This window comes from Acinetobacter sp. AOR41_HL, from assembly GCF_027854645.1.
In the GTDB taxonomy this organism is placed as follows: domain Bacteria; phylum Pseudomonadota; class Gammaproteobacteria; order Pseudomonadales; family Moraxellaceae; genus Acinetobacter; species Acinetobacter nosocomialis.
The window spans coordinates 211,774-223,667 of record NZ_JAKTHZ010000037.1 but is presented as its reverse complement, the minus strand read 5'-3'; the positions used below and the strand labels follow the sequence as shown (position 1 = coordinate 223,667).

At 36.1% G+C, this 11,894-nt stretch carries 12 protein-coding genes and 1 pseudogene; 7 read left to right on the top strand and 6 right to left on the bottom strand.

The features are described 5' to 3' along the window. Positions 1 to 41: 41 nt before the first annotated feature. From MKL35_RS15185 to MKL35_RS15175, 3 genes are all read right to left on the bottom strand, one after another. A complete protein-coding gene (locus MKL35_RS15185; RefSeq protein ID WP_032012198.1) occupies positions 42 to 719 on the bottom strand; it encodes a hypothetical protein in 678 nt (225 codons plus the stop codon). A 48-nt stretch (positions 720 to 767) separates the two neighbouring features. After that, positions 768 to 2,939: a TonB-dependent siderophore receptor gene (locus tag MKL35_RS15180; protein ID WP_032012199.1), complete on the bottom strand. Its 2,172-nt coding sequence runs from the start codon at positions 2,937 to 2,939 to the stop codon at positions 768 to 770. Between the two features lie 384 nt (positions 2,940 to 3,323). Next, the gene (locus MKL35_RS15175; protein WP_004709670.1) at positions 3,324 to 3,644 is read right to left on the bottom strand and encodes a pyrimidine/purine nucleoside phosphorylase; all 321 of its coding nucleotides are present in this window, start codon (positions 3,642 to 3,644) and stop codon (positions 3,324 to 3,326) included. 238 nt (positions 3,645 to 3,882) lie between these two features. On the opposite strand from MKL35_RS15175, the gene MKL35_RS15170 reads away from it, so the two are divergent. The 3 genes from MKL35_RS15170 to metC all read left to right on the top strand — a co-directional run bounded on the left by MKL35_RS15170 (position 3,883) and on the right by metC (position 6,545). After that, a complete protein-coding gene (locus MKL35_RS15170) occupies positions 3,883 to 4,353 on the top strand; it encodes an Lrp/AsnC family transcriptional regulator (protein WP_002054496.1) in 471 nt (156 codons plus the stop codon). 41 nt (positions 4,354 to 4,394) lie between these two features. Continuing rightward, complete coding sequence (locus tag MKL35_RS15165) at positions 4,395 to 5,123, top strand: AAA family ATPase (protein ID WP_002054502.1); 729 nt, start codon at positions 4,395 to 4,397, stop codon at positions 5,121 to 5,123. A 240-nt stretch (positions 5,124 to 5,363) separates the two neighbouring features. Beyond that, positions 5,364 to 6,545: a cystathionine beta-lyase gene (metC, locus tag MKL35_RS15160; protein WP_032012200.1), complete on the top strand. Its 1,182-nt coding sequence runs from the start codon at positions 5,364 to 5,366 to the stop codon at positions 6,543 to 6,545. Between the two features lie 204 nt (positions 6,546 to 6,749). Here metC and MKL35_RS15155 read toward each other — a convergent pair whose 3' ends face one another. Beyond that, entirely contained in the window at positions 6,750 to 7,493 is a 744-nt protein-coding gene (locus MKL35_RS15155; protein ID WP_032012201.1) for a type 1 glutamine amidotransferase, read from the bottom strand. 754 nt (positions 7,494 to 8,247) lie between these two features. On the opposite strand from MKL35_RS15155, the gene MKL35_RS15150 reads away from it, so the two are divergent. Then, positions 8,248 to 8,460 carry a cold-shock protein gene (locus MKL35_RS15150; protein ID WP_002054492.1) on the top strand — a complete coding sequence of 71 codons (213 nt, stop codon included), beginning with the start codon at positions 8,248 to 8,250 and terminating at the stop codon, positions 8,458 to 8,460. Between the two features lie 77 nt (positions 8,461 to 8,537). Here the strand turns inward: MKL35_RS15150 and MKL35_RS15145 are convergent. Next, positions 8,538 to 9,203: pseudogene (locus MKL35_RS15145) on the bottom strand (TipAS antibiotic-recognition domain-containing protein); the annotation flags it as partial. Between MKL35_RS15145 and MKL35_RS15140 the strand changes: the two are divergent. After that, positions 9,202 to 9,600, top strand: a complete 399-nt coding sequence (locus MKL35_RS15140; RefSeq protein ID WP_270914061.1) for a hypothetical protein — start codon at positions 9,202 to 9,204, stop codon at positions 9,598 to 9,600. The pseudogene MKL35_RS15145 and the gene MKL35_RS15140 sit on opposite strands and share 2 nt — an antisense overlap. On the opposite strand, the gene MKL35_RS15135 is transcribed toward MKL35_RS15140, so the two are convergent. Then, positions 9,597 to 10,295, bottom strand: coding sequence for a DUF1826 domain-containing protein (locus MKL35_RS15135; RefSeq protein ID WP_032012203.1), 699 nt, complete (start codon positions 10,293 to 10,295; stop codon positions 9,597 to 9,599). The genes MKL35_RS15140 and MKL35_RS15135 overlap by 4 nt on opposite strands. Before the next feature lie 244 nt (positions 10,296 to 10,539). Between MKL35_RS15135 and MKL35_RS15130 the strand changes: the two genes are divergently transcribed. After that, positions 10,540 to 11,490, top strand: coding sequence for a 3-hydroxyacyl-CoA dehydrogenase NAD-binding domain-containing protein (locus MKL35_RS15130; RefSeq protein ID WP_032012204.1), 951 nt, complete (start codon positions 10,540 to 10,542; stop codon positions 11,488 to 11,490). Between the two features lie 156 nt (positions 11,491 to 11,646). Further along, positions 11,647 to 11,841, top strand: coding sequence for a hypothetical protein (locus tag MKL35_RS15125; protein WP_004709656.1), 195 nt, complete (start codon positions 11,647 to 11,649; stop codon positions 11,839 to 11,841). The last annotated feature ends 53 nt before the right edge of the window (positions 11,842 to 11,894 follow it).

Sequence of the window (11,894 nt, the reverse complement as noted above, 5' to 3'; positions counted from 1 at the left end):
AAAGTGTTATAAAAACCCTGAGAGCTGCATCATAGATGGTTTTATTTATGGGTAAGCCATTGAATTGAGGCATCAAACAGCTTTAAACCATCGTCAGATAGATTGGTAAAGGTGTCATTGTTAAGGAAGAACATAAGACGCTTTGCAGGCGCTAAAGATTCATAATCCATTGTTGCACCTTTCTCATATCCCCAAATGGCTACTTTTTCAGGTTGACCATAAATCGTTGCAATAATGGTGGCACCTAAACCGGGCTTGCCCCAACTCATAGGCGCTTGAGCCTTATATACATTGCGAGTTCCAGCAGGAAGCTGTGCAGAGAGGGGATGCGGTGCATTGACTAGCCACAAATAACGTTCTTTCTCGACTTCGCCAAAATCGGTATTAATACGTTTACCGGTCATAGCCAAATCATCAAGGTAGTCGTTTTCCCATGTCATGATTGGAAGGGGAAGTTGACGCCAACCAGATTGAAGGTTTTTAGAAGCAACAGTAGAAGAGATAATGACTAAATCTGTGTTCTTTAAACTGTTTGGTGAAACAGATTGATCTAACACCTCAACCTGATAGCCCTTGCTTTGCAAATATTTTTGAATCGCAATATCTGTACTCGCCGAGGCACCTTTAACTTGAGAGATCAAGGCAATTCGCGTTTGAGCATAAATAGCAGAGCTAAACAATGTGCCAATCAACACTACGATAGAAAGAAGCTTTTTCATATTGATTTCAAAAGAGCAGCGATTTAGGCACTGCTCTAATCCCATGTTTTAAAATTTAAAGGTTGCACGTAATACCGCTTGGCGAGAATCACCTTGAGACACGGCCAAATTATTTACACTGGCTGTGTAGTAGGTTTTGTCAAAGATATTATTTAAATTAAATTGGAACGTAACTGCTTGCTTGGCAATGGTCGTGTCATAACTGACAAAAGCATTGGCAAGGGTATAGTCAGGCAGGTCAAAGGTATTTTCCGAATCCCCAGCACGTTTACCAACATAATTACCGCTTATACCAAAACGTAAATTACCGTTGTAAAGTTCGCCATAGTTATACGCTAGTGCCAAAGATGCAGTATTTTTCGCTACATTATTTAAGCGATTGCCCTCAAGGCCACTTTCATCTTCAGTCACTTTCGCGTCTGTATAAGCATAGGTGAGAGTCGCATCAAGCTGATCGGTTACACGTCCTGTTAAGTCGAGTTCAGCACCTTTAGAACGTACTGCACCTGTAGTATGCAGTTCAACTTCACCAGTTGATGAGTTAGTCACTTTAGCTAAAACGTTACGTTTTTTAATATCGTAGAGTGCAAAGTTTGCTTTAACACGGTCATTTAACTCATATTTCGCGCCAACTTCATAAGACTTGGCTTGTTCAGGTTGAACATCAGAGTTAATAACAGCATCGCCACCCAAAGGTGCAATAGAAGAAGACGGCTTAAGTGACTCGGTATAGCTACCATAGAATGAAAGCTGGTCATTCCACTTATAGACTAAACCTGCATGTGGAAGCCAAGCATCATCATTGGTGTTGGTATTTTCTTTAAATGGTCTGCCACGGCCAGCAGTTTGCTGATAGTTCAGGTAACGTCCACCAAGCACTGCAATCCATTTTTCATTTAGGTGAATTGCATCTTGTACATAAAAACCATAGGTATGCAGTTTGTCGGTTTGATCACTATCTGAGTCAACAACGTTTTGAGATGGCTCAACAGTTCCAAAACTTGGATTTAAATAATCTAAAGTTGAGGTATTGCCACGAACCATATCTGGACGGAAATACTTACGGTATTCGATGTCTGAACCGAATTGAATATCATGCCTTAAACCGAACAGGTTGGTTGAACCATTAATGTAAGCTTGAGCATTACTATCTACGCTTTGTGCATTTAAAGTCGCATCGGTACGGCGTGTCACGGTGTGTTTAGTTGTATCTAACTTGGTCACACGTAACTGGTTGGCATCATAAGTTTCGTAGTTGTAGGTATAGCCGAAGTGAGCCGACCAGTTATCATTAATTTGGTGATCTACCAACAATTGCGCCAAATGATCTTCACCTTTCATTTGGTTAAAAGCTTCATCTAGACGTTGGTATTTAGAGATCGGTAGGGCTTTATTGGTTTTCGGGTCAAAAACGGTAGAGCGGTCAAAAGGTACATCAAAGTGACGATATTGATAACTCAGGTTCACTTTAGTTTGACCATTATCCCATGCTACAGACGGAGCAATTAAAGTCTGTTTGAGATTACCAAAATTACGCCAATAGTCGGCGTCAGAATGATCGGCAATAAAGCGATAAGCAAAGTTACTGTCACCAATTGCGCCTGTGGTATCTATGCTTGCACCTAAGCCATTTTTGCCCGCAGCAAAGCTTGAGCCGTAAACGGAAAGTTCAGTTTTCTGAGTTGTCTCAGGTTTCTTTGTAATGACATTGACCACACCACCCGGGTCCATAATGCCATAGAGCAATGAAGATGGACCTTTTAAGACTTCAACTTGTTCAACTGCCGCATTCATGGTTCGGCCTTGCACAATTGGCATACCATTTACGGTAATTGAACCGTCACGGTTATCACCAAAGCCGCGTTTCATTACGGTGTCTTGTGTACCCCCTAAAGTATTACCCTGTGTAATGCCGCTGACTTGGGTCAGTGCATTGTCCAAGTTCGCAGGTAAATAATCTTTCATGTATTGCTTAGATACGACGTTTACAGTTTGCGGGCTTTCTAGATTTTTTTGTTTGCCTCTTAGCGTCGACGCCGTTTGTGTTGCGATATAACTTGTGTCTGCTTCAGCCTGAACCTTAATCGTTTCTAGTTGTGCCGGTTGAATTGCGGTTGCTTCTGCCCAAGACATCATTGGAATGAGGGATAAGAGTAAGGGGCTACTATGTTTTAAAATTTCAACAGTAATTAAATTTTTACGCGGGGAGAAAGCAAACATAAGTATACCTAAGTGATATAAAAATCGTGAAAGGCTAAAAAAGAGCGACTATTCAAGCGAACAAACAAGAGTGCTGACTAGACTCAAAAAAAGTGAGTAAAGTATATATAAATGAGACTCATTTGCAATGGTTTGGAGTGAATAAAGGGGTGGGAAAAATTAATAATAATTTAACTTTTTAATTAGATTATCTTTTTACTGTCAGATCATGCAGGTTTTATTACTGGTCAAGTTCTCAATGTTGATGGTGGTGGAAGCTTATAGATAATCGTAACAATGCTTAGGTACTGAAAATTTAAACTTCATCTTGCCTAATTTAAAAAAAGATAGGAAGGTTCATAGAAAAAACACATCCTATGAAAGCTATAACTTTGTAATGTTGATTCATTCTAAATGACAGACGTAATCAATCACTTCATCTGTAATAATTTTAAATTTACTATTTTCTGGAACCTTAAAAGATTCACCACTTGAATAGATTTTAGTCTCCGGATCATCGCCAATTTGAACACTACATTTGCCTGAAATGATCTCAATGCGTTCTGAAACGTGGGTTTTAAAAGTTAAAGCTTTTTCTGTTGGAAGAATCACCCCTAAAGTCTTTTTTGTACCATCTTCAAGTTCAATAACATGACTAATGGAGTGTCCCTCGTAATGAACATTCGCTTTTTTTGTTATAGAAACAGCATCAAATTGATTTGGCATTTTTCTTGTCTCTTTTATTGTACCGAATATGTACAAGATAATAATAAAAGCTCATCTCAACTTTCAAGCTTTAAAAATAGATTGTTAGATGGACACTAGAAATAAATGCATTTCGAATATGAGGTGATTGTTTAAAATGTAGGGCAAATATCTTTTTATTAAAATTAGAATAATAATTTAATATGTTGTTTATTGATTTGATTTATTGCAAATACATTGTGCAGAGAAGCTTGAAGGTATGAAGTTAAATTTAGATAAATATGACCGTGTAATATTAGATCTTCTACAGAAGGACTGCACATTGGCAATCGGCGATATTGCTGAAAAAGTGGGATTAAGCAATACGGCTTGCTGGCGCAGAATACATAAGATGGAAGAAGAAGGTATTATTCGTGCAAAAGTCGCTTTGCTAGATCGTAAAAAACTCAACATTAATGTGATTGTGATGGTGTTTATTAAAACTGCACAACACAATATTGAGTGGATTGAGAAATTTCACTCTCATATCTATAACATAGATGAAGTGATTGAAGTGTATAGAATGGCAGGAGAAACAGATTATTTACTTAAAGTCGCCGTATCGGATGTTGCTGAATACGATAAAGTTTATAAAAAATTAATTGAAATTAAAGGTTTGGCTGATGTGAGTTCGAGTTTTGCCATGGAGCAAATTAAATATACGACAGAACTTCCTTTAAATTTTTTCTAATAAAAACTGAAGATACTATTAAAAATTAAGGACCAGCCAAAATGCTACAAGCTAAACCTTATTTACGTTCGGTACAAATTAAAGCAAATATGCAGGCAGACTGGTCAATTTATCCATTTTCGATACCAGCCGTTAATGATATTGAACAATTAACCTTCCATCCAGACGTTACTTTTTTTGTTGGCGAAAATGGTTCTGGTAAGTCGACTATTATGGAAGCCATCGCTTTGGCACTTGGCTTTTCCGAAGAAGGCGGCACTCTAAACGTGCGGCTTAATTCAGCCAGTAGTTCATCAAATTTATTTCAGTATTTAAGAATGATTAAAAGCTTTAAAAAGCCGAAAGACTATTATTTTTTAAGAGCTGAGAGTTATTACAATATTGGCACATATATGAATGAATTGAACTATGTAAAAAGTTATGGTGGCAATATCCATGCTTGTTCACATGGTGAAAGTTTTTTAAAGTTGCTCACCCATAAATTACAAGGTGAGGGGCTTTATTTATTAGATGAACCTGAAGCTGCTCTTTCACCTACCATGCAATTTGTAGCTTTGTCGGCTATTCATGAATTATGCAAAAACCAGTCACAACTCATTATTGCAACGCATTCCCCAATTTTACTAGCTTACCCTAACGCTAAAATCTATCAATTTTCTGACACAGGGATTCGTGAAATCCAGTATGAACAAACGGAACATTTCCGTGTGACACATGATTTTTTAAATAATTACCAAAAGCGTATCCAGCAAATCATAGATGAAGGATAGTGTGAGAAGTACCTTTCATAACAGCTAGTTCGAACAACAAGTAGATCAATGCATAGAGCGTTATAAAATAATATTTTACCCTAAGAAATAAATATCGGATTTAAATTCTATTTTTAAGTAAAAATAGGAAATATAAATCTAATTTCAAGATAAAAAGTAGAAAAAATTAAAATTTATATCCATTGAAACCTCACTATCATGAATTGGTAATAAAGTTGATATGTTTCTCGGAATATAAAAGTGAATCAATTCAGTACAGATGTCATTAATTTAGGACGAACACCTGAGCGTTTTGATGGTCTAGTCAACACACCTGTTTTTCGTGGTTCTACTATTGTTGTAAATAGCTTTAGTGAGTGGGAAGAATTTAAGCGAAATGGTGGGGTATATCGACATTATGGCCGTTTCGGCGCCGCAACAGCTAAATCTTTTGAAAGTGCAATCTGTGCGCTTGAAGGCGGTGCGGGTAGTATGGTATTTCCATCTGGGTTGTCGGCATGTACACATGCGCTTATGGCTTGTGTAGAGGCAAATAGTCATGTCTTGATTGCCGATAATATCTATGGTCCAACACGAAATTTTGCTGACAATATATTGGTTCGAATGGGGGTAAGTGTTGAATATTTTGACTCTACCAATCTTGAAGCATTAGCTGAAAAAATTAATGATCGTACCACTGCGGTGTTTATTGAGTCACCGGGTTCAATGACATTTGAACTGAGTGATGTTGCAGCGATTTCTGCAATTAGTCATCAATACGGCGCAAAAGTATTAGTCGATAACTCTTGGGCAACGCCATTACTTTTTCAACCATTAAAGCATGGTGCTGATATATCTATTCAGTCCGTAACCAAATACATTGGTGGCCATTCTGACATACTCATGGGCGTGGCTACTGCAAATGCCGAAACATACCAACAACTCACTAAAACTGGACATTTGTTTGGTGAAACTACAAGCCCAGACGACATTTATTTGGCATCGCGTGGCTTGCGAAGTTTAGCGGTAAGGTTAAAGCAGCATCAAAACAGTGCCTTAACTATTGCCCGATTTCTAGCAACACATCCGGCTATTAAAGAAGTGCTTCATCCTGCTTTAGAAACAAGTCCTTATCATGATTTGTGGTTGAGAGACTTTGATGGTTCATCTGGAGTATTTGCTTTTTACTTAAAAGAATCTGAACCTTCATATGTGCAAAAATTCTTTGATTCGTTGCAATTATTTCATATTGGTTTGTCTTGGGGAGGGTTTGAAAGTTTGATTTTACCTGTTGGGCAAGCTTATCGAACACATACCAATTTACCTAAAGATGGCTATTTAGTGCGCTTAAATATTGGGCTGGAATCGGTGGTCGATTTACAAAAAGATTTGCAATATGCCCTACATTGTGCAGAAAAAATGCGTGTTGAAAGTGTTATATAGCCGTCTTAAAACCTAAAAGCTAACTTTCTGCACGTCAGCTGCTTCATGTGTGACAGACGCTATCATTTTGTTAGATCTTGGCTATCAGTATAGCGACCATCTATTACTTGGGATTTTGTTGTTGCGAAATTATGCTCATTTACTGGCGGTGCAAAATGGAATTTAAACTTTATAGATCATCTAATTTTATGAAAGAAAGCCCTATTAAACGGGCTTTGCTGTGATTGATTTAAGTTTTAAATACTCATCTTTTAATTTATCTAGGAAAATAAACAAGTTTTGGTTCATTTCTTGATAGTCATGATTTCTCAATTCCTCACGGGTATTAACAAATTTATAAGCAGGGGCTTGGTCGAGTTCAGTTGCTGAGTGTTGAATAAGTAATTCAACGACTTCAGGCGTTAGCTCCATATGACACTGTAAGCCATAGACTAATTTCGAATACTTCACGATTTGTCGCGGACAACCTGCACTAAAAGCAATAATTTTGGCATTGCTTGTTAACCCGGGCATGTCATTGTGCCAGTGGCCAACTTCTGTCATTTTTCCTAAGTGTGAAAATAGAGAATCTTTAACACCATACTCAGTCAGCATGATAGGAAACTTACCAATCTCTTTTTCAGGACTATGTTCAAATTGACTACCCAAAGCTTCACCAATGAGTTGTGAACCCAAACATATACCTAACACAACTTTATTCGCCTCTATAGCTTTCTTTATGACAGCTTGTTCTGCGAGCGAATTAAAATGAGGGCACATTTCAACTGTCGTATCAGGACTTTGTGGTCCACCCATCACAATAAGAAAATCAATTTCTTCAACTGTAGAGGGTAATTGTTCGTTTAAATACACTCTTGAATATGTCATTTCAAAGTTATTAGTTTGCCCCCAAATTTCATATGCACCCGGTGCTTCAAAATCTTCATGAACAATAAAATGTAGGCGCATAATAGTCCTCAAAATATAAAGAGTGTAGTGATAGATTCATTGCTAGATATAAGCCATCTATAGGTTACGAAGCCTATGGTCTAATGAATACATCCAGTTTTTTAAAGTTATATGGTCCAGTGAGAGTAGAGAGTGCTTAAATTAAATAAATTTGGCAGAAGCTTATATGTTTTAATCATAGTTTTAAGGGAATTGACTAAAATATATTAAAGACTAGAATTTTTTATTTTAAATTTAATGTGATTTATATTTATTCTAATAGAGTTTTAAAAGATTATTATGTTGCCCTATATTTGTGAAATGAAAAGATATGGAATAGATCTAAATACTAATAATATTAATGTATATTATAGAGGAGGGCGGATAGATAGCCTAAGTTATTGTAATTAATAAATACCGGGGATGTAAATCAAACTTTTAAATGATTATAAATATCATTTTTTAAAAGTCTACATAACAAATAAAATGTTATATGTTTAGATAATAATGTGTAATTATTTGTACAGATGTAAACAAATATTTAGAATAACCGTAATAAATAATTCATATAAAATGTTTGTATAAGTGATTTTTTAGTGTATAATTAGCTTAACTAGAAAAAAGACTTATTAGTTTAGTAAATCCTCTTTTAGTATCGAAGCTTTATTCATAATCCTCCGTTTTTAAGATCTTAAGCTCAATTCGTTATTTTTTCCAAGTTAAACCCGTCATGTCTCATGACTTTAAGTTCTTAAAATTCAATAGGATGTATATCATGTCTAACAACACAGCTACTGGTACAGTTAAGTGGTTCAACGAAACTAAAGGTTTCGGTTTCATTCAACAAGATTCAGGTCCAGACGTTTTTGCTCACTTCAAAGAAATCGCATCTTCTGGCTTCAAAACTTTACATGAAGGTCAACGTGTGACTTTTAATGTTGTGCAAGGTCAAAAAGGCCCTAGCGCTACTAACATTATTCCACAGTAATTATTTCTGTAGAATAAATAAAAAAGCCCTCTAAAGAGGGCTTTTTTTTGTCAATAAGATTTAGCTTTTCCTTATAACTAGGCACTACGCATTAAGGCTGCTACGGCTTTTTCCAGAAATTGTAGAGTAACTGGTTTGAGCCAAGTACCGTCAGCAAGGCTTGGTTCATTTTGCATTGCAGTACGAATTTTTGCTTGAGTAATTGGGTTATTGCCAGCATACCCTTGTAACATAGCAAGCCATTGTTTTGCTAAACGCTGCGCGCCTTCACTATCTGGTTTGACCTCGGCATCAATCAATTTTTCAATATCGACCAATAATTGAGGCCATTTTTTCATCTCACGAATGTAATTTTCTTTGAGAAAATTAAACTCATCATCAGATAAATAACGGGCAAAAATACTCAGCTTACTTTCAGAAAACGCTTGAAGTAAAAACTCAACAACTTCGGGTGTTACCCCTAATTTTTCCTGAAATTCAGGCTCGGCTGAATTTATGGTATTTAATTTAACAAGCCATTCTGGGTTAGCCCGCGTATTATGCTCAAGAGTTTTCATCCACTTTCGTGCTAAATCTTGAGCCGCTTCACTGTTAAATGGTTCACCTGCATTAAATAGTGCATTTGCTGCCAGTGTTAATTCTTGCCACTCTTGATGACTTTTAGTACCTGCTTGTAAGAAAGTAAGTTTTTCAAGCTCTTCTTTTGTAAAGTATTTCTCAAACATTGCTATAAGCTCCAGTGTGGCTGACATTTGTGCTGAATTTTCTAAGAATAAACTCAATCAGTTTAAGATTCAGGCTTTTTCAAATGAGCTTTGGCCTGTAGATATCGAAACTGATCTGGTTGTTTTTTTAGAGCAATTACCTGCTTGTATAAGAGAAATAAATTTAGGATCTGATTGTTCAGTTGATTTATATGAGCAGGGAATAAATAGAGAAATTTTATTTAAATTTAATCAAGGAAATTATACTTGCTATGGGCAAAGTCATGATGGAACTTGGACACCTAGCTATGTTGAAAATGTCAGTCAATCAGATTTATTAAAAATGTTGCGAGCTTTCTTGAATGATTTTTTGTCAGCTTTAAAATATAAGCATTCTAATAAATATCTTTTACAGTGGTTAAGTGGTAATACTTAACAAATCAACAGCAACCGATATTCACCGTCATTTTCAAAGGGTGCTCTATGCACACACGGTAAAACCTTTTGAGTGGGATGGTCTACTGCCAAACGCCACAAGTGTCCCGTACCTAAATTTATAGGTTGTGCATTGGGTTTAGGTTGATAATGTAAATCAAAGAAATACTCTGCTAAAAAGCTTTCAAATTCGGCTTCTGACCCGTCGTGTAAAGCTCTAAGCTTTTCTCTAATTTCTGGAATTAAAACTTTTTGTTCAACTTGATCATTAGGCACAATATCGCTAGCTGCACCGTGATAAGTACATAAAAAAGTATCAGTTTCAATAGGGGAGCGATCAACGTGAAATGAATAGACATCTGTTGAAATAAAATCTAGCTCATCATCACGCTCATAATATTTAAGTAAGTTCAGTACAGGTGATGCACCCATATCAGTTAAGAGCTGTATGTCCTTTAAAATAATGTCTCGAGCCAAATCACCTTGTTCTGAAAGCGGTAGTGCTAATAAATCTTCAATAGAAATTTCAGTAATATTTTCTTTTAACTGAAGTTTTGCCACAATTTCTTTAAAGTCGCCTGCCAAATTTCTGGCCCAACAAATAGCGTTCTTATCCCCCTGAAACTGTGTATTTACAAGTTCAGCAAAAGTAGTTACCACTTCAACTTGTTTGTGCTCAGAAAGTGTATTGGTCATATTAAAGTTAAACCGCTCAAAAACCTGCTAATCATACACGTTTAGCGCTTATAGAGCTGTAATGCTCAACCACAATTTCAGCATTTGAAATGCAAGAAAAGTACAATAAATATATGATCTTTAGTTTCAGTTTACCTATTATAAAATGGCTTTGATGAACTGAGAAAAGATGAGAAGTCGACATTTTTATAATTGGATAAGTCAAAAAGGGAAGTCTTAAAAGCAATAGGTTCGCGAGGAAAATATGGAAGAAATTAAAACAATTGGTGTGGTTGGTGTCGGTGTCATTGGTGCAAGCTGGACAGCTTTATTTTTATATAAAGGCTTTAAAGTAAAGGTATATGACCCTTACCCAATAGATGAACAGTTATTTAAAAAAAGACTACAAGCAAATTTGAAAGATTTAAGCGATTTAGATTTACAAACGCAACCTAGCCGTCATTTACAAGACGTTTTGTCAAATCTAGAGCTTTATAACAACCTAAAAGATGCAGTAACCGATGTCGATTTTATTCAAGAAAATGCACCGGAACGTTTAGACATAAAGCAAAAGTTATATCAAGACATCACGTCATATTGTCCAGAAAAAACGTTGATTGCCTCAAGTTCTTCTGGTCTAAAAGTTTCTGATTTTCAAAAAGAGGCAACTCATCCGGAGCGTATTTTTTTAGGTCATCCATTTAACCCACCTCATCTATTACCTTTGGTTGAAATAGTCGGTGGAAAATTAACAGATCCGCAAATTTTAAAGAAAGCTTCCGAATTTTATCAAAGTTTGGGTAAGCATCCGATTATTTTAAATAAAGAAGTAAAAGGTCATGTTGCAAACCGTTTACAAGCAGCATTATGGCGAGAAGCATTTTCACTGGTGAAAGAAGGTGTGTGTTCAGCAGAAGATGTTGATATCGCAATTACCAGTGGGCCAGGGCTGAGATGGGCATTATTTGGCCCTTATATAAATATGGAACTTGCAAACCAGAAGGGTTTTAAAGAGGCAATTCATCACTTAGGGCCACCTATGACCGAATGGTGGAATGATATGCAGGCGTTTCAGCATTCTGATGAAACTACAGAGATGCTAGAAGCACAAACAAAAGAGCTTTTAACCCACTATAAACATATCGACTTATCTCAAAAAAGAGATAAAGGTCTGGTCGATATTTTAAAGCTGAGACAGCAATTAAAGTTGGATTAAGCTAATTTTTAACAGGTGCCAAACAATGCTTTACTGTGATGTTTGGCTTTTATATTGTTGTGTATTTCGGTAGTATTCTTACTCTTCTTTCTGCTCGAAAACTAAAAAGCCTGTTCTATTTATAAGCTTTTTAGCCTCATCAATTTACTAGGACATATGAAACGTTACTACAAGCAAACTGAATCGGTAGTTTCTCAATGGACGACCGAACAAGACTGTTTTTTAATAGAAAATAATTCTCTTTCTATTGATGAGTTGAAACAACATCTGCCATTTTCTGAAGAAGAAATTAGAGTGCGTAGATCAGTTTTAGGACTGGTAAGACGCGATCAGCAAATGAGACTGTATTAATTTACCAAATGGTAAATTTTAATTGAAAATAAATGTTTCAAAAGAAGAGAATA